Annotated in this window: 15 protein-coding genes; 6 read left to right on the top strand and 9 right to left on the bottom strand. The window is 60.0% G+C overall.

The annotated features are described in order from the left end of the window. The first annotated feature begins 162 nt into the window (after positions 1-162). Together ACGHIZ_RS01870 and ACGHIZ_RS01865 are read left to right on the top strand one after the other, a co-directional pair. Positions 163-2,898, top strand: a complete 2,736-nt coding sequence (locus ACGHIZ_RS01870; RefSeq protein ID WP_390448726.1) for an ATP-binding protein — start codon at positions 163-165, stop codon at positions 2,896-2,898. Beyond that, positions 2,891-3,595: a response regulator gene (locus ACGHIZ_RS01865; RefSeq protein ID WP_117583373.1), complete on the top strand. Its 705-nt coding sequence runs from the start codon at positions 2,891-2,893 to the stop codon at positions 3,593-3,595. The genes ACGHIZ_RS01870 and ACGHIZ_RS01865 overlap by 8 nt, the downstream gene beginning before the upstream one ends. A 291-nt stretch (positions 3,596-3,886) precedes the next feature. Here ACGHIZ_RS01865 and ACGHIZ_RS01860 read toward each other — a convergent pair whose 3' ends face one another. The 6 genes from ACGHIZ_RS01860 to aspS form a co-directional block, all read right to left on the bottom strand. Then, entirely contained in the window at positions 3,887-4,087 is a 201-nt protein-coding gene (locus ACGHIZ_RS01860) for a hypothetical protein (protein ID WP_035136858.1), read from the bottom strand. Positions 4,088-4,262: 175 nt separating this feature from the next. Next, the gene (locus ACGHIZ_RS01855; protein WP_390448723.1) at positions 4,263-6,590 is read right to left on the bottom strand and encodes a ferrous iron transporter B; all 2,328 of its coding nucleotides are present in this window, start codon (positions 6,588-6,590) and stop codon (positions 4,263-4,265) included. Positions 6,591-6,715: 125 nt separating this feature from the next. After that, positions 6,716-6,937 (bottom strand): FeoA family protein, encoded by a 222-nt coding sequence (locus ACGHIZ_RS01850; RefSeq protein ID WP_006234774.1) that lies wholly within the window; start codon positions 6,935-6,937, stop codon positions 6,716-6,718. Between the two features lie 39 nt (positions 6,938-6,976). Beyond that, positions 6,977-7,219: a FeoA family protein gene (locus tag ACGHIZ_RS01845; RefSeq protein WP_022094360.1), complete on the bottom strand. Its 243-nt coding sequence runs from the start codon at positions 7,217-7,219 to the stop codon at positions 6,977-6,979. Positions 7,220-7,455: 236 nt separating this feature from the next. Next, positions 7,456-7,704: an HPr family phosphocarrier protein gene (locus ACGHIZ_RS01840; RefSeq protein ID WP_040358817.1), complete on the bottom strand. Its 249-nt coding sequence runs from the start codon at positions 7,702-7,704 to the stop codon at positions 7,456-7,458. A 356-nt stretch (positions 7,705-8,060) separates the two neighbouring features. After that, the gene (gene aspS, locus ACGHIZ_RS01835) at positions 8,061-9,848 is read right to left on the bottom strand and encodes an aspartate--tRNA ligase (protein ID WP_390448719.1); all 1,788 of its coding nucleotides are present in this window, start codon (positions 9,846-9,848) and stop codon (positions 8,061-8,063) included. Between the two features lie 256 nt (positions 9,849-10,104). Here aspS and serB point away from each other — a divergent pair, with 256 nt between their 5' ends. From serB to ACGHIZ_RS01815, 4 genes are all read left to right on the top strand, one after another. Then, the gene (serB, locus tag ACGHIZ_RS01830; RefSeq protein WP_035136849.1) at positions 10,105-10,740 is read left to right on the top strand and encodes a phosphoserine phosphatase SerB; all 636 of its coding nucleotides are present in this window, start codon (positions 10,105-10,107) and stop codon (positions 10,738-10,740) included. Between the two features lie 116 nt (positions 10,741-10,856). After that, entirely contained in the window at positions 10,857-11,639 is a 783-nt protein-coding gene (gene larB / locus ACGHIZ_RS01825) for a nickel pincer cofactor biosynthesis protein LarB (RefSeq protein WP_390448715.1), read from the top strand. Between the two features lie 10 nt (positions 11,640-11,649). Further along, positions 11,650-12,567, top strand: coding sequence for a LarC family nickel insertion protein (locus ACGHIZ_RS01820; protein WP_390448712.1), 918 nt, complete (start codon positions 11,650-11,652; stop codon positions 12,565-12,567). Positions 12,568-12,569: 2 nt separating this feature from the next. Further along, entirely contained in the window at positions 12,570-13,109 is a 540-nt protein-coding gene (locus ACGHIZ_RS01815) for a TetR/AcrR family transcriptional regulator (protein WP_390448709.1), read from the top strand. Positions 13,110-13,434: 325 nt separating this feature from the next. On the opposite strand, the gene larD is transcribed toward ACGHIZ_RS01815, so the two are convergent. The 3 genes from larD to ACGHIZ_RS01800 all read right to left on the bottom strand — a co-directional run bounded on the left by larD (position 13,435) and on the right by ACGHIZ_RS01800 (position 18,725). Next, the gene (gene larD / locus ACGHIZ_RS01810) at positions 13,435-14,166 is read right to left on the bottom strand and encodes a D/L-lactic acid transporter LarD (protein WP_152067525.1); all 732 of its coding nucleotides are present in this window, start codon (positions 14,164-14,166) and stop codon (positions 13,435-13,437) included. Positions 14,167-14,215: 49 nt separating this feature from the next. Beyond that, positions 14,216-15,586, bottom strand: a complete 1,371-nt coding sequence (gene larA / locus ACGHIZ_RS01805; RefSeq protein ID WP_390448705.1) for a nickel-dependent lactate racemase — start codon at positions 15,584-15,586, stop codon at positions 14,216-14,218. Between the two features lie 325 nt (positions 15,587-15,911). Next, a complete protein-coding gene (locus ACGHIZ_RS01800) occupies positions 15,912-18,725 on the bottom strand; it encodes a phosphoenolpyruvate carboxylase (protein ID WP_390448702.1) in 2,814 nt (937 codons plus the stop codon). Positions 18,726-18,895: the final 170 nt, after the last annotated feature.

The following is an 18,895-nucleotide window of genomic DNA, read 5'->3' as shown; positions in this document are numbered from 1 at the left end:
TAAAGAGGCGTGAGGGCCGGGGCTCACGACCTTAAGATGCCGTAAAGATGCAGGTAGAAAGCACTATTGCGGCTGCAGTGCGCCTATACTCGACCTCGCGAGCATACAGTGGCGTCCTCACCGCGTATGCACGCATGGACAACGTTTCAGAAAGGCTACGCTATGCAGCGCGACGCATCGGACACTCGCGTCAATCCAGACCTCATCCTCAAGGCAATTGAGAAAGACGAGGTCGCCGATGACGCTCGAACCAGCCGGGGACACCTCAAGATTTTCTTTGGCTACGCTGCTGGTGCAGGCAAAACCTATGCGATGCTTCAAGCCGCCCACGCCGCCAAGCGGCGAGGTGTCGACGTCGTCGCGGGATACATCGAGCCGCACGAACGTCCGGCAACTGCCCATCTTGCACAAGGGCTTGAGAACGTGCCCTGTAAACTCGCTGAGCACAACGGCATTGCGCTCAGCGAGTTCGATCTAGATGCGGCTATCGAACGCGCCCCTCAGCTCATCCTTGTCGACGAGCTCGCCCATACGAATGCGCCGGGGTCTCGCCACGACAAACGTTATCAAGACGTCGAGGAACTTCTACATGCAGGCATCGACGTCTATACGACTGTGAACGTTCAGCATATCGAGAGCCTAAACGACATGGTTGCATCCATCACCGGCGTTGTCGTGAGCGAACGAATCCCCGACCGCATCTTCGATGATGCCGACCAGGTCGAGCTCGTTGACATAGAGCCCGAAGACCTACTTGAGCGCCTTCGCGCCGGCCTCGTCTACCGTCCCGCACAAGCCGAGCGAGCGCAACAGCATTTTTTTACCGTCGAGAACCTCACCGCACTCCGAGAAATCGCGCTGCGCCGCTGCGCCGACCGCACCGGCCACCTCACAGACGCCGCACGCGTGCTGGGAAACCGTGACTACTACACCAGGGAGCGTATCTTAGTCTGTGTCTCACCGGCGCCGACCAATCCCCGCATCGTCCGTGCCGCCGCACGCATGGCGAAAGCGTTTCGCAGCGAGCTCGTCGCCCTGTTCGTAGAGAGCCCGCGCACGCAAGCCATGAGCGATGATGAGCGCGCCAAGCTTGCAGCCAATATCGCCCTAGCCGAGCAGCTCGGAGCACAGATGGAAACCGTCTATGGCGACGACATCGCGTTTCAGATCTCCGAGTTCGCACGCCTGTCGGGTATTTCGAAGATCGTCATGGGGCGCACGGGCGAACGCAGCAGCGTCCGTCAGGCCCTCTTCGGCCGCAAATCTCTCGTAGAACAGCTCATAACATTCGCCCCGAACCTCGACATTTACATCATTCCAGACCAGTCGACTCCGCCCTCCCGGCCCAAAGGACGCCGCCGTGCGCTCGCCCTGCAGCCGCCCAGCAGCCGAGACGTGCTTCGCACGCTGGCCTTCTCACTTGTCGCCACGTCGATCGGCACGGCTTTCCGCCATCTGGGATTTGCCGATTCCAGCATCATATCCCTCTATATCCTCACGGCTCTGCTGACCGCCGTCACCACGACGGGGCGTATCTGCACGATCGTATCGAGCGTGCTCTCTGTAGTGCTTTACAACTTCTGCTTCGTCACGCCCCTGTTTTCGCTCGCCAGCTACGACCGAAGCTATCTGGTCACGTTCGGCATCATGTTCGCTACCGCTATGGTCGCCGGCGAGTTAACTGCGCGCATCGCCGACAACGCCCGTACCTCCGCCGAGAACGCATTCAAAACGCGCGTACTCCTCGAAACGAACCAGCTCTTGCAGCAAGCCCATAGCGCGGAGGAGTGCGCCCGCGTCGCCATGAACCAACTCATTAAACTGCTAAAACTCGACGTGGTCTTCTACACCGCCGAACACGGCACGCTCGGCAAGACGCTCTATGAGTCCGCTGGCACCGAAAACCGATCCGCGTCGCTGCTCACCGACTACGAGCGCGCCGTTGCAACCTGGACCTACACCAACAACAAGCGCGCGGGCGCAAGCACGCGGACCCTGCCCGAGGCGCGCTGCCTCTACCTCGCGGTTCGCACCGGCGACAAGGTATTCGGTGTCATCGGCATCGCCCTGGAGGGGCGCGAGATCGAAGCCTTCGAGTATTCGATCGTCCTATCTATCGTAGGTGAATGCGCCTTGGCGCTCGAAAGCGACCGGGCGGCGCAAGAGCGCGAAGAGGCTGCGGTCTTGGCGAAAAACGAGCAGCTGCGCGCCAACCTTCTGCGCTCCATCGGCCACGATTTGAGGACACCCCTCACGGCTATATCCGGATCTGCGGCAATCCTTCGGAAGAGCGACGAGAAGCTCAGCCTCGAACAACGCTGCGATCTTGCCGATGCCATCTACGACGACTCCCTCTGGCTTATCGATACCGTGGAGAACCTCCTCGCCATCACACGCGTCGAGGACGGCACCATTCGCCTCAACTTAACATCCGAGCTCATCGACGAGGTCATCGAGGCCGCCCTCAGCCATGTCGCCCAAGCATCGCATGGACGTACCGTCACCATCGAGCACACTGACGACATCCTGCTGGTACGCATCGACGTCCATCTCATCATGCAGGTGCTTACGAATCTCATCATGAACGCCTTCAAATACACACCCGAGCACTCGACTGTCACCATCAGCGCACGTCGCGAGGGTGCGTTCGTCGTGGTGGACGTCGCAGACGATGGGCCAGGTGTGGCAGACTGCGACAAGCCTCATATCTTTGAGCGCTTCTTCACCTCAAGCAATACGCGGCCCGTGGATTCGCGTCGAAGCATCGGCCTTGGGCTGTCGCTCTGCCGCTCCATCGTGGAGGCGCATGACGGCGTCATCGAAGCTCGTGACAACCACCCCCATGGGGCCGTCTTCCGTTTTACCCTGCCCGCCGAGGAGATCGAGATTCATGAATAATGCCGCTAAGCCACGCATCCTCCTGGTCGAAGATGACCTGACCGTTCAAAACCTCGTTTCGACCGCGCTTGACCTCCACGGCTATGTCGTGAGCAAGGTTTGCAACGGCCAGGCCGCCATCATGGATGCGGTGTCGCACGGCCCCAGCCTCATCATGCTCGACCTCGGCCTTCCCGACATTGACGGTATCGAGGTCATCACGAAGATCCGAAGCTGGTCGGCAGTCCCCATTATCGTCATTTCGGCGCGCACCGAAGATTCCGACAAGATTGCAGCACTTGACGCAGGGGCAGACGACTACCTCACCAAGCCCTTTTCTGTGGATGAGTTGCTCGCGCGCGTCCGTGCGAATTTGAGGCGCTCCTCGATGGCGTCGAGCGAGTCGACAGAAGCGAGCACATTCGACAACGGTCCGCTGCATATCGACTATGCCGCGGGATACGCGACGAAAGACGGACGCGAGCTCTCGCTCACCCCAACCGAGTACAAATTACTCGTCCTTCTGGCGAAAAACGTCGACAAGGTGCTCACCCACACCTTCATCACCCGCGAGATATGGGGCACGAGCTGGGACAGCGATCTGGCGAGTCTGCGCGTGTTCATGCGCACCCTGCGCAAGAAGATCGAGGCAGACCCCTCTCACCCCAAGATGATTCAGACGCACATGGGTGTCGGGTACCGCATGCAGCGTCTCTAGCCCACCCCACAAAAAAGTTGCGGTGGAATACGGAGTAGATAAGGCCTTTGACGGCCAAAACAGTCTGTATTTCACCGCAACTGATGGGCGGGATGGAGTTAGAGGCCCAGGTAGTTGGTCATGCCTTCGACGGCGAGATTGGCGCTCGCTACGGCATGGACCACGGTGAGCGGGCCGTTGACCACATAGTTAGCGATACCCAAAAATACTCTTCAACTCGCCACACTCTCCCCCAAATGTGCAAAGCGCCCCGCGAACGGATGCTCGCGAGGCGCTTGGGTGCCTGGACCTTTATTTGATACCGCGGCCCAAGTCTTCGGCGATTTTGTCTACGCCCTTAAGTGCGGCGCAGGTCTTTTTGTTGGAGCAATGTCCTGTGCAAACGCCACCTTGAGCGCAGTCGGCGCAGGTGCCCTTGCGATAAATGCGCACGCACACGGCGACAAACGCAATGCCGATAACAGCCAGTACAACAATATCGATAGGTGCCATAGCAAGCCTCCTCTAGTTAACCACCACTTACTTTACCCCATTCTCCACCTGCCAAAAAGGGACAGGTATATTTTGGTCGGTTTTATCTGCGGAAACGCCACATCTCCCTCACCAAAAAGCCCGAGTGTCGCTGGGACACCCGGGCTCGTGGAAAGGGGCTAATCCTTATTCGGACTTAAGCGGAAACTGCGGCGGAAGCAGTGTTGGTCTCGTCCTCGTCGGTCCATGCATGCTTGGGCATGGGACGGAAGATCTGGAAGAGCATCGCAACCAGCAGCACGATGGCTACAATCGTCCAAATACCAAACTGGCCCAACACAAACAGGTTGTAGAACTGGTTGATGAACAGGCCGATCACCCAAGCGAAGGCGCACTCGTAGCCGATGGCAATCGCGGTCCACTTGCCGGAGTCCATCTGGTTGCGGATAGTGCCCATGGCGGCAAAGCACGGGGCGCACAGCAGGTTAAAGGCGCCAAAGGCAACGCAAGCGCCCATAGTCCGGAACATGCCGGCGAACGCGGTCCACAGGCTCGGGTCGGTCTCGGCGGCGTCGGCAACGGACAGCAGCGAGCCGGCGGTGGCGACGACGTTCTCCTTGGCGACAAGTCCAGAGACAGTCAGCGCGGTGGCCTGCCAGGTGCTAAAGCCGAGCGGGGCGAAGATCCAAGCGACCAGGTTGCCCAGCATGGCGAGCACGGAGTAGTCCATAAACTCCTCGGGGATGCCGTCCATCGCAGGCAGGAAGCCGAAGGAACCGTTGTAGCTACCAAAGTTGGAGAGGAACCAAACCACGACGGTGGACGCGAAGATGACCGTGCCGGCCTTCTTGATAAAGGCCCAGCAGCGCTCCCATACATGCAGCGCCCAAGAGCGGATTGCCGGGAAGTGATAGGCGGGAAGCTCCATAACGAACGGCGTCGGGCGACCGGCGAAGAGCTTGGTCTTCTTGAGCATGAGGCCCGAGGCGATGACGGCAAAGACGCCCAAGAAGTAGAACAGCGGGCTGATCCATGCGGCGGTGGTGGAAGAATCGCCGATGATGGAACCCATGAGCAGAGCGATGATCGGCAGCTTGGCGCCACAGGGAATAAACGTGGTGGTCATGACCGTCATGCGGCGGTCCTTCTCGTTCTCGATGGTCTTGGTGGCCATGACGCCGGGGACGCCGCAGCCCGAGGACACGAGCATGGGGATAAAGGACTTGCCGGACAGGCCAAAGCGGCGGAACACGCGGTCCATGATGAAGGCGACGCGGGCCATGTAGCCGCAGTCCTCCAAGAAAGACAGCATCACGAACAGCAGGAACATCTGCGGCACGAAGCCGAAGATGGCGCCCAGACCGCCGACGATACCGTCACAGACCAGCGAATCGACCAGGCCACCGTCCTCGGTGCCGCCCGCCACAAGGGCATCGTGCACCACGGTGGTAATACCCGGAACATAGGGGCCGTACTGTGCCGGGTCGACCGAGTCGGCGGCGTCACCCGCAGCCTCGACAGCTGCGTCGTAGGCGTCGCGGCCCTGGCCGAGCACATACCAACCGTCGGTGCCAAAGAGTTGGTCGTTGGTGAAGTCGGTCACCGTGCCGCCCAAGGTAGAGACGGCAATGTAGTACACGCAGAACATGATGACCACAAAGATCGGCAGGCCCAAGATACGGTTGGTAACCACACGGTCGATCTTCTCGGAGGTGCTCATCTTGGCCGGAGCCTTGGTGAGGCACTCGTCGATGATGTGGGCGATCACGCCGTAGCGCTCGCCGGTGATGATGGACTCGGCGTCGTCGTCGCAATCCTGCTCGCACTGGGCGACCAGCTGCTCGACGCGAGCGGCCTTCTTCTTAGTGAGGTTGATGAGCTTGCAGGCGTCCGCGTCGCGCTCGAACAGCTTGACGGCGTAGTAGCGACGCTTGTTGGCGGGAACGCTCGCCGGCAGATTGTTCTCGATGTGGTCCAGAACGTCCTCGATGGAGGAATCGAACTTGTGCTCCGGCACCTGGCCCTTGGAAGCAGCGGACTTCTTGACTTGCTCGAACAGCTCGTTGATGCCCTTGTTCTTAAGGGCCGAGATCATCATGACCGGGCAGCCGAGCTTCTTGGAGAGCTTGTCCGTGTCGATCTTGTCGCCGTTCTTCTCGACCAAGTCGGCCATGTTGAGGGCGACGACCACGGGCAGGCCGGTCTCGATAACCTGAAGCGCCAGGTACAGGTTGCGCTCCAAGTTGGTGGCGTCGACCACCTGGACGACGACATCGGGCTCGCCGCTCATGAGGTAATCGCGCGAGCACTGCTCCTCGGGGCTATAGGGGGAAAGCGAGTAGATGCCGGGGAGGTCCGTGATGGTAACGTTCTTGTCGCTCAGGAGCTTGGCTTCCTTTTTCTCAACCGTGACACCGGGCCAGTTGCCAACGTAGCCGTTGGCGCCGGTGATCAGGTTGAAAAGCGTGGTCTTGCCGCAGTTGGGGTTACCCGCCAGCGCGACATGGATCTGAGAATCCGCCATTCAATCCTTCTTCCTTGTGTGCCTGCGCTGCTTTCTCCGCGCGGGCTGGATAATGTGCTTCAAAGATGCTGCATTAAGTTAGAAAAACCTAACTTTATCTGCAGAAATAACCGCGCAAAGATCCCTTACTGGACCTCGACGACGGCGGCCTCCTCCTTACGGATGGAAAGCTCGTAGCCGCGCACGTTGATCTCGACCGGATCACCGAGCGGTGCAACCTTTACGACCTTGAACGAAGTGCCCTTGATGAGCCCCAGGTCCATGAGGTGACGGCGAAGTGCGCCCTCACCGTGAAGCTTGACGATGGTAGAGCTCTCGCCCACCTTAACGTCACCCAACGTCTTCATTTACTTGTCCCCCTTTCAGTTTTTACAGAACGCTGTGGACTAACCGACGGTCATGATGTGCATGGCGACCTTGGAATCGATGCCAAAGCGAGCGCCCAGCACCGTGACGATGATATTGGCGCCACTCGAGCTCACCACGTGGATCTCGTTGCCCTCGACAAAGCCGAGGTCCTTGAGATGGTGCTTCATGTCCTCATTGCCCTTTACGCGAGACACGCGCACGGTTTCGCCCGCTTTTACCATCGAAAGCGGCATAGCCGGCATCTGCGGTCCGCAAGACATGAGTGAGCTCCTAACGTCAGTTCGTCCTCAACATCGACGCAGCAAAAGTTAACCACGTCTATGTTCGCTATAGTAAACTAGCACGTGGTTAACTTTTTGGAAAGGGTTCCTATTCAGATTTCGAAAAAGTTTCCTATACGAAACAAAAGAAGCACCACAAAGACCATCTCTTTGCGGTGCCTTGTCATACCAATTTATGCAACAAAGGGGACTGTCCCTTTGTCACATTGATGCGCTTAGAGCGAGAGGTTTCTGATCGACGTGACGCAGGAGGCCTCATCCACGCCCGAAACGCGGAACACGACGTCTTCGCCACATTCGCCGCAGAGTGCCATGAGCCCTATAACGTCGCGGCCATCGGTGTAGCGGTCACCAATCGAAACCGACACGTCACTACGGTGCTTGGCAATGATGTCATAGAGCAGCGCAACCGGGCGGGCATGTAATCCCAACGGATCTTTAATCGTCTTTGTAAACTCGACCATGTCCCCTCCCGCGACATCGCACATCGGCCGGCAAAACCCAGCCACGTGGTAGTTATTGTAGCGTTAGATGCTTGTTGAGGGCGGGACGGAAATCGCATCCCATTTCGAGCGTCAATGATGGGACACAGTTTCCGCCAGAAGGCTCAACCGGAAAGTGCGACCCGTTATTTGGCTGGATTCTGGGACGCAGTTTCCGCTGAGCGACCCTGGCGGAAAGTACATCCCATTCTGGACGCAAATTCCGGGACGCAGCTTCCTCGACGTCCGGTCACCCCATGCCCTCACAACCTCGGCGCATAAAAAACGAGGGAAGGCCCGCGTCCTTCCCTCGTTGCAGGCAATATGTAGCCGCTCGCCTACATCAGGCGCAGGCTGACGTCCTTGAGCTGGGCGCCACTAACGGCACTCGGAGCGCCCGACATAAGGTCGGAGCCGCTGGCCGTCTTGGGGAACGCCATGACGTCGCGGATGGAGTCGGAACCGGTGAGCAGCATGCACACGCGGTCCAGGCCCAGAGCGAAACCGCCCATCGGGGGCGCACCAAACTTGAGGGCCTCCATGAGGAAGCCGAACTGAGACTCGGCACGCTCCTCGGTAAAGCCCAGGAGCTTGAGCATGGACATCTGCATCTCGGCGTTGTGGATACGCATACCGCCGCCGCCGGCCTCAAAGCCGTCCATGACAAAGTCGTAGGTGCAAGAACCGGCTGCCAACGGGTCGGCCTCGATCTTGGCGATGTCGGTCTCGGTCGGCAGGGTAAAGGGCTGGTGCTCGGCAGCATAGGCCTTGCGATCCTCGTCCCAGTGGAACAGCGGGAAGTTGACGACCCACAGGAAGTCGTGGCCCTCGCGCTTGATCTCGAGCGCATTGGCCATGTGGGAACGCATGCCGCCCAGGATCTCGTCAGAGAGCAGGCGCGGGCCGGCGGCGAACATCACAAGGTCGCCGGGCTCGACATCCATGCGCTCGCGCAGAGCCGCCATCTCCTCGTCCGAGAAGAACTTGACGATGGGGCTGTTGATAGAGCCGTCCTCGCGGAAAGCAATCCAGGCCAGGCCCTTGGCGCCAAACGTGGAGGCCACGCCGGCAAGCTTATCGATCTTGGCACGTGCCCAGGCACCGGCGCCCTTGGCGTTGATGGCCTTGACGACAGAGCCCTCCTCGTTTGCGGCAGTCGCAAAGACCTTGAACTTGGAGTTGGCGAAGATGTCGGTCAGGTCGACCAGGTGCATGCCATAGCGGGTATCGGGCTTGTCGGAGCCATAGGTGTCCATGGCCTCCCAGTAGTCCATACGACGCAGCGGCGTGGGCATCTCGACGCCCATGCGGCCGAAGGCGTCGGCCAGGACCTCCTCGAGCGCGCTCATGACGTCGTTCTGGTCCACGAAGGACATCTCGATATCGACCTGGGTGAACTCGGGCTGACGGTCGGCACGCAGGTCCTCGTCGCGGAAGCACTTGGCAACCTGGTAGTAGCGCTCGACGCCACCGACCATGAGCAGCTGCTTCAGGAGCTGCGGGGACTGCGGTAGAGCGTAGAAGTTGCCCGGCTGAATACGGCTGGGAACGATGAAGTCGCGGGCGCCCTCGGGCGTGGACTTAAACAGGGAGGGCGTCTCGACCTCCATGAACTCACGGTTGTGCAGCGCCTCGCGAATGGCAAAGGTAAAGTCGGAGCGCAGCTTGAGGTTGGCCATCATCTCGGGACGGCGGAGGTCCAGATAGCGATAGCGCAGACGGGTGTCCTCGCTGGTCTCGATGCCGTCCTCGATCTGGAACGGCGGGGTGACAGACGTGTTGAGCACCTCGGCGTGGTCGGTCAGGACCTCGATCTCGCCGGTCGCGAGCTTGGCGTTGGTGGTCTCCTCGCCACGGGCGCGCACGACGCCGTGGATCTTGATGGGCCACTCGGGACGCATGGTCTCGGCGATCTTAAAGGCGTCGCCGTCGGAGTGCTCGGGGTCGAAGGTGAGCTGCGTGATGCCCTCGCGGTCGCGAAGGTCGCAGAAGATAAGGCCGCCGTGGTCGCGGCGACGGCTCACCCAACCGGTGAGGGTGACCTCTTCGCCCACGTTCCCGCGGCGAAGCTCGCCGCAGGTACGGGTGTGCATGGAATGCTCGTCGATGGGACGGGTCTGGCTCATACCAGTGATCCTCCTTTATGGATCTGTGCCGCCCCGTGTCGTTCCGGGCGGCGTCGTACAGATTTGCCCAGCCTGCGTAAACCGCGCAGCCAGACATGGCGTTCTATCTTATCGCACCTGTGTCGATGTGCCGCGGAAAAGTGGCTCCTGCCCAAAGACTTGACGGAGACGAAACAATTGACGCACCGCGGCCGTCGCCAAGGCGCGCCACGTGCGACAATGTCCCCCAATACAACTGCACTCGGAAAGGCCCGCCATGACTGCACGCCTCATCGTTATGGATATCGACTCCACGCTCATCAACCAGGAGGTCATCGACCTGTTGGGCGAGGAAGCCGGCGTGGGCGAGCAGGTGGCGCAGATCACCGAGCGCGCTATGCGCGGCGAGCTGGACTTTAAGCAGGCACTTGAAGAGCGCGTGGGGTTGCTTGCCGGCTTGGACGAGAGTGTGTTCGAGCGCACCTTTGAGCGCGTGACGTTTACCCCCGGCGCGCTGGAGCTTGTGCGCTCGGCACACAGCAAGGGCTGGAAGGTTGGCGTGGTAAGCGGTGGCTTCCACGAGGTCGCCGACAAGATCGTAGCCGCCGCGGGCATCGATTTTTGCCTGGCTAACCGCCTGGAGGTCGTGGACGGCAAGCTCACCGGTAAGTTGGCGGCAGACATTGTGACCAAGGAGTCCAAGCTCATCCGGCTGCTGGATTGGGCAGTCGAGTGCGGTGTCGATATGGCCCACACCGTCGCGATCGGCGACGGGGCAAACGATATCCCTATGATTCAGGCCGCGGGCACGGGCATCGCGTTTTGTGCCAAGCCCAAGACGCGCGAGGCCGCCCCATTTGCCATCGACGAGCGCAACCTGATGCTCGCCATGGACATCATCCTGCGCGACTAGTCAGTTTGCTTCACAACTTCATCTAATCTGACATGTCAGATTCCCGAACAATTATGCTCTAATGTTCGGAAACAACCCTTCGCGTGCTAAACTTTTCTGCGTCGAAGGGAACTTATATGGACAAACGAGATCTTGAGCAATTGCTAAGTGACGTGGCAGACGGAAGCATTACGCCGGCCGATGCCCTCACGCGCATCCAGACGGCGCCGACCGCCGACCTGGGCTTTGCACAGCTCGATCTTTCGCGCGGAGTGCGCCAGGGAGCCGGCGAGGTTGTCTACGGTGCCGGTAAAACCGCCGAGCAAATTGCCGCCATTATCGAAGCGCTGCGCGATGCCGGCCAGGAGCGCATCCTGGTCACGCGCCTGGATGCCGAAAAAGCCACGCACACCGCTGAGCTTCTCGGCAACGACATCGACCTGGGGTATGTCCCGGACGCCCAGCTCGCCCTGGTAGGTGGCAAGCCCTCCCCCACCGGCAACGGACGCGTTGTCGTCGCCTGCGCCGGCACGAGCGACCTGCCCGTCGCCGAAGAAGCCGCGTTGACGGCCGAGTTCTATGGCAACGAGGTCGACCGCCTCTACGACGTGGGTGTTGCCGGCCTGCACCGCCTGCTCGCGCATGCCGAGGAACTCGCCCAGGCACAGGTGGTCATTGCCATCGCCGGCATGGAGGGCGCGTTGGCGAGCGTTATCGGCGGTCTGGTGAGCTGTCCGGTCATCGCCGTTCCCACCAGCGTGGGCTACGGCGCAAGTTTTGGTGGCGTAGCCGCGCTGCTCGCCATGCTCAACTCCTGTGCCAGCGGCGTATCGGTCGTCAATATCGACAACGGCTTCGGCGCCGCCTACCAGGCAAGTCTTATCAATCATCTGAGCGCCGGCGCGCCCCGCGCCCGTTAAGGAGCATTCCATGTCCAACCATCAGCACACGCTTATCATCGACGGCACCTCGGGCATCAGCGGCGATATGACCGTCGCGGCCCTGCTCGACCTGGGCGCCAGCGAGGGGCACCTGCGCGAACAGCTCGCCACGCTGCCGGTCGACGGCTTTTCGATCGCCGTCACGCGTGCAAACAAGCATGGCATCGACGCCTGCGATTTCGACGTCCAGCTTGCAGAGGAGCTCGAGAACCACGATCGCGATATGGCCTGGCTCTACGGCAACGAAGCAGCTGCCGAGCACACGCACGAGCACGAGCACCACCATCATGACCATAGCGAGCACGAACACGAGCACTGCCACGAGCATGACCATGAGGCCCATGGCCATGGCCACGAGGACCACCATCACGCCCATCACCATCACCACCGTTCTTTGGCGGACGTCACCGCCATCATCGACGGCTCGCAGCTAAGCGATGGCGCCAAGCGTCGTGCCCTCGCCATTTTTTCCGTACTCGCTGATGCCGAGGCAAAGGCTCACGGCAAAACGCCCGACACCGTCCTGTTTCACGAGGTGGGCGCCGTCGACTCCATCGTCGACGTCTGCTCTGTCGCCATCTGCCTCGACGATCTGGGTATTGAGGAAATTGTGGTCGAGTCGCTCTCCGAGGGCCACGGAACCATCCGTTGCGCCCACGGCCTCATGCCCATTCCCGTCCCCGCTGTCGTCAACCTGTGTCAGGCGGGCAATATCGCCCTCACGCCTGCACCGGTCGCCGGCGAGCTCGTGACGCCGACGGGCGCCGCCATCGTCACCGCACTGCGCACGTCCGACCAACTGCCCTCACGCTACCGCATCGAAGCCGTCGGCTACGGCTCCGGCAAACGCCCCTACGAGGGCTGCTCCGGCACGCTCCGCTGCCTGCTCGTTCACGCGGACGCATAGCCATGGATGCCCGCAAGGCAAAAAGCCGTGCCGCCATCGTTGCGGCGTTCTCCGAGCTCCTGTGCGAGGAAGATTACGGCAAGATCACCGTCGGCGACATCATCGCTCGTGCCCACGTAGGTCGGGCCACGTTCTACGGGCTCTTCAAGAGCAAAGATGACCTGCTCGCTGAGCTCGTGCGCGATATCTGCACCCATGCCCTCGACGACGATGGCACACCGCTCGATGATCCGCTCGTACAAGTCGAGCATATCCTCAACAACCTCTGGGAACGTCGCCAAGGCGTCCGAGCGCTGGTAGCCGGCGCCGGCTCACGCGTCTTCGCCGACTGCTTACGCAAGACCATCATGGCCCGAGCAGCCGAAACCGTCCCTACCGACCCAAACGGCCCCGCCGCCACCATGGACCGCAGCTTCCTACTACACCACATAGCCTCAAGCTTCGTAGGAATGGTCCAATGGTGGGCCTGGCACAATTTCGAAGCCCCAAAAGAGGACGTAGCCAAAGACTACCTATCAGCCATCAAGCCCCTCTTCAACTAAGTAACTATCCCTTCCCAAAGTGCGAATCCCATTCCAAAATCCCGCTCCGACTTAAGACACTGCGCATCCCAAAGTGTCTGCAAAAGCCCAACGCCCCCAACAGCAACAAGCCCCTCCCATCCAAATTCAGATATATATGTTGGGTTGCTTGTTCGAACACAGCCAAGAGTGCCCAGGGCTCGGTAGGGGTTAACTTTCCAACGCATTCCGCAGGACGCAAAAAAGCTCGCCGCACGAAGTGCGCAGCGAGCCTTTTTTGCATGTCCGAGGACGCGTTGGAAAGTTAACCCCTACCGAGCCCGGACCTTATAGAGCCGTCCTTTGACTAGAACATGCCCAAGAAACCATGCACAAACAGTGCAGCCAGAGCGGCACCGACAAACGGAGCGATGCCAGGAACGAGCAGGCCGTACTTCCAGTTGTTGTCAGCCTTGTTCTTGATCGGCAGTACCTGGTAAGCCATGCGAGGACCAAGGTCACGAGCCTGGTTCATGGCGAAGCCGGTGATGCCGCCCATGCCCATGCCAACAGCCCAAACAATCAGACCGACGCAGATGGCGAGCATCAAAACGTTCTCGCCGGCGCGGCTAGCAGCAGCAAGGATGGCGCTGATGAACACAAAGGTGCAGATAGCCTCGCAGAAGAAGTTACGGGCATAGTTCGTACCCTCGGTGGTGGGGTTGGTCGAGAAAATGTTGCGCTGGGCAATGGGGTCGACGACGCCCTCAGAAGCCTTGAACTCATCGGCATACATAAGCCAAGCGATTACAGCGCCCACAAAGCCGCCGAGCATATCGGCAATCATGAAGGGGATGCAGCTGCTCCACGGCACCAGGCCTACGATGCACTGGGCAAGCACCATGGCGGGGTTCATGCACACGGCGCCGCCAAAGACAAACAGGCAGACCGAGATGCCAAAAGACCAGGTGGTGATGGCAAACATGTGACCGGAGCCCTGATACTTGGTGCCCTTAAGCACGGTATCGCAGTGCACGCCCACGCCAAAGATGATCATGAGGGCCGTTGCGCCGAATTCGCAGAGGAGTTTGGTAAGCATAAAACCTTATCTTTCTTGTCGGTTATAAACGATTCGTTTAGGCCGCGTACTAGTGCTGAGCGACGACAACGCCCAGGCCATCGGGAATGACGGCCACCTTGGCATCGGCACCCTTCATCTCAAAGGCGAGCCTGAGCGCCTCCTCGATAGTGTTGACCGGCGTCATGTGCATATCCTTGATCATCTGGTGATTGCACAGATCGGTAACCATGATCACAGGGTGATGCGCCAGGATGCGGGCAAAGATCTGGCTCGTCCACTGGTCGGGCAGGGTCTCGTCCTTAGGACGGTCGATGCAGGCGCGCTCAAACTCTGCCGGATCATTGTCGGCGATGTTGTGATAGAAGCCCTCGCCACCGTGACCGTCGGCACAGCCGGCGACGTCGATGATCACACCGCCCTCGGGAAGCGTAGCCTCGGCAGAGCACATGCCCTTCACGGCCTGGTAGATGTTCTGGTCGAGCGGGTAGCCGCCGTTGGTGGTGATGGCAATCTCGCACTCGACGGGCTCAACGCCGGCAAGGCTCTTCACGAACTCACAGCCGGCCTCGTGCGCCTTGTGAATGTCGCCGGCAAAGGAGCCGATGACCTCGTGCTTGCCGTTGAGCACCACGTTAAGCACAAAGGCAAGGTGAGCCATCTCGGCAGCGGCAAACATGTCCTCGCTCACGTGGTTGTGGCACAGGTTGCCGGCACGCGAGTGGGAATCATTCACAAACTGACCGTTGTGGTTGTACATGATGGTCTTGTAGCTGGCGATGCCAGGCAGGACGGACTTGCGGCTACCAGAGAAACCGGCAAAGAAGTGCGGCTCAATAAAGCCCTCGGCAAGCAGCAGATCACAATCGGCGGCAATCTTGTTGATGATGCACTCGCCACCAGAAGGCAGGGTGCCAATCTTTTTCATCATGCTGTCGTCAGTCGCGACGTGCATAACGATTTCCTCGTTGGCAACGATCTCCTCGCCGTACTTGTTGACGAGCTCCTCGTGCGTCGACGGACGGTGCATACCCGTAGCAACCAGAATGCGCAGGCGAGCCTCGGGCGCAGCGGAATGGATGTGATGCAGCAGAATAGGCATCGTCACACGCGAGGGAACGGGGCGCGTATGATCGGAGCTAATAATGACGATATCCTTCTTGCCAGCACAAAGCTCCTCGAGCGAAGGCGAACCATAAGGGTTGGCAAGCGACTCCTCTACCAGCTCTTCCTGCGATTTCGTGGTCTTAAACTCGTTTTGATGACCTTCCATCGCACCCGCGAAATTCTTATCCTCGAGCTCCAGATGCAACGTCTTGTGGTCAAACGGTAGTTCACATTCAAACAATGACGAGCGCCCTCTTCCTTTCAACTGACACACTAGATTAACCGTTGGAAGGATACGCCGCTCACCGAAAAACACCACCGTCCACCGACTCATTAACACAACGTTCATATTTGACCCACAACAAAACGGCCGCGACCCCAAACGGGACCGCGACCGCTACAGTCGTAAGGCGAGAAGCGCCAAATGCGCCACCGGGATAGACCCCATCCAAAACGCGCGAAGCGCGCCAGCTTTTCCCAGCCAGTAATCCGCCGAAGACCGAACATCGCAGGGCCCGCCATTAGTTTACTTTTAGGCACATTCCGCAGGACGCAAGAAGCCCTCGCCGCACGAAGTGCGCAGCGAGGGCTTCTTGCATGTCCGAGGACGTGCCTAAAAGTAAACTAATGGCGGGCCCGGACGACTACAGGGCTATCGATTACCCCGTGTTCTGCAATCCTGCCGAGACGCCGGTCACAGTCGAAAGAATCAGGCTCATGTACTCGGCCTTCTTCTCCTCGGCCATCTCGTCCTGATTCATGCGCACCTCGCGAAGGGCGCGGACCTGGGCGATGGACAGAGCGTCGACGTAGGGGTTACGCACGCGAACGGCGCAGCCGAGCACGCGACGACGCTGCAGCGGCCACTCATCACCGACGATGGCAAGGACCCACTTACGCGTGAGCTGCATCTCGGTGAAGACCTTCTCGGACAAATCATCGCGGTCGCCCAGGTGCAAATACATCTTGGCGATGCGCTGGTCGGTCTTGGCGATCGACATCTCGATGTTGTCGATAAAGGTGCGGAAGAACGGCCACTCCTGGTAGGCAGCCTTGAGCTGGTCAAGATCGCCCAGCTGCTCGCAGGCGGTGCCCAGGCCGTACCAAGCGGCCAGGTTAATGCGCGCCTGGCTCCAGCTGAAGATCCACGGAATGGTACGCAGGTCATCGAGCGACTTGGCGCCCAGGCCGCGCTTGGCGGGACGCGAGCCGATCGGCAGCAGACCGACCTCGGTAAGCGGCGTCACGGTCGAGAACCACGGTGTAAAGTCCTCGGTGTTCAGCAGGTCCAGATAACGCTCGTGGCTTGCGGTGTTGAGCTTCTCGGCCATATCCCAGAACTTCTGAGTGGTCTCGGTGTTAGTCTTCTCGACACTCGGGGCCGACTGCAAAAGCGTTGCAGCAGCAACGGACTCAACATGGCGCTGAGCCAGCGTGCGGTTGCCGTAACGGGCAAAGATGACCTCGCCCTGCTCGGTGAGCTTAAAGAAGCAGTTGACCGAACCCTTGGGCTGCGCCAGCACGGCCTTGTTGGCCGGGCCGCCGCCACGGCCAACGGCACCGCCGCGACCGTGCATGAGCACCAGGTCGATATCGTTCTTCTCGGCCCACTTGGCAATGCGCTCCTGCGCGGAATGCAGCGCGAGCATGGCCGTGGTAGGACCGGCGTCCTTGGAGGAGTCGGAATAGCCCAGCATAACCTCCATGCGGCGGTTGGTCTGAGCAAGACGCTTCTGCACCACGGGCAGCGTAAGCATCTGGTCGAGCACGTCGACGCAGCCCTCGAGGTCCTCGAGCTGCTCGAATAGCGGGATCACGTCGAGCTCGGGGACATCTTCCTCGTGTGCGAAGGACAGGTGGGCCAGCTCGAAGACGTCAGCCACATGCTGGGCGCTCTTGGTAAACGAGATGATGTAGCGGTGCGCCATCTTCTTGCCGTAGCGCTTTTGGATGGAGCCGATAGCACGGAAGGTATCGATGACTTCGCGCGTCATGGGCTGCAGGTCGCCATGGATACCGTTCTCGTGGATATCCTTGAGGGCGCGGGCATGCACCACGGAGTGCTGACGGAACTCCATCTCGACCATATGGAAGCCGAAGGACTCGACTTGCCAGATGATGGTCTGGACCGGGCCGTAGGCGGCACGGACGGCACCGCAGGCGGCCAGCGAACGCTGGACGACGCGCAGGTCATCCAGGAACTCATCGGCGCTGTGGTACATGGTGTCGGTGATACGGCGCACGGTGGCGTTCAGACGGTCGGCCATGACGAGCATGACGGCGCGATGCGGCTCGTGCTCGGAGATCAGCTCGGCGCGGGCCGTGTACCGAGGGCTCATCTCGACCTGATGGTTCCACAGGTTAATGAGCTCGGCCGACGGCTTGCTGTAGGTGGCCTCGAGCGTGAGGTTGCGGCCGATGTGGCGGCACTTGTCCTCGAGCTTGAGCACCATGTGCGTAAAGTACTTGGCGGCGACCTCACGGCTCACCTTGGCGGTGACGTTGGGGTTACCGTCGCGGTCGGAACCGATCCAGCTGCCGGGATGGAAGAACGCCGGGCACAGCGGCGGCACAGTACCGGCCTTGTCGCCCAGCACCCAATCGTCAAAACGACGATAGATAACGGGGATAACGTCGAACAGCGTGTTATCGAAGATGTCGATGATGGTATCGGCTTCCTCGACCGGCGTGGGCTTCTTGAGCGCGATGGGGCTCGTACGCACCAGGGCGTCGATCTCCTGCAGCATATGGCGCTCGTTCTCCACCAGGTCGGAGCCGCCCAGACGCGGACGCTCCTCCAGCAGGTTGGAGATACGGCGGATCTTGCCCTCGACGGCCTTACGACGGGCCTCGGTGGGATGTGCGGTAAAGACAGGGTGGAACTCGAGCTTGTCGAGCAGCTCGTTGGCACCCTCGACACCCAGCTCATTCACCAGCTGGTGATAGGCAACGGTAAGCTCGTTGGCAGGATCGACCTCGGTATCGGTCGACGCACCGGCCTCGCGCTCGCGCAGCTGCGCCACACGGTAGTTCTCCTCCGACAGGTTTGCCAGATGGAAAAAGCTCGTAAAGGCGCGGACAATGACCTGCTGCTTATCGAGCGGCAGGCTGTCGATCAAATCGACGACCTCACGAAATGCCACGGCAGTGGGCTCGTCGGCGGTGGGCACGCCCTGCTCGTCGACGGCTTCGTCGGCAGCGCAGGTACCGGGGTTGCCGGCATTGACCACAATCTCGGCTGTCAAAATCTTGTCGAACAGGTCCGCGATCTCGGGATCATACTCGCTAAGCACACGGCGCTCCAGGCGCAAGAACAGCGCCAGATTGTCGCGCAGCTCCTCGGGGATCTCGATCTCGGCGAGACGCTCCCTGGACTCGGCATTCGAGCCGATTCGGTTAACGAGGCGGTTGACCACGGCAGCGACGCGCGCCGCGGCTTCGGGTACAGACTGGTTGCTTAGGTTCTCAGCCACGTTTCCTCCCATTCCTCCTTCTATGCACGTAACATGCGGTATTCATTATAGGCGCTTGAGAAATACTTTCGACACTGATTGCGCTTTACCACACAAAAGTATTTTCTGCATTGCAAAGGTTTTTGCCCTAAATGGTCGTATTTCTCGGTGGGCGGCATACGTAAACGGGG

The organism is Collinsella sp. i05-0019-G5, from assembly GCF_042851345.1.
GTDB lineage: Bacteria > Actinomycetota > Coriobacteriia > Coriobacteriales > Coriobacteriaceae > Collinsella.
This window is presented reverse-complemented; position numbering and strand designations above follow the sequence as displayed.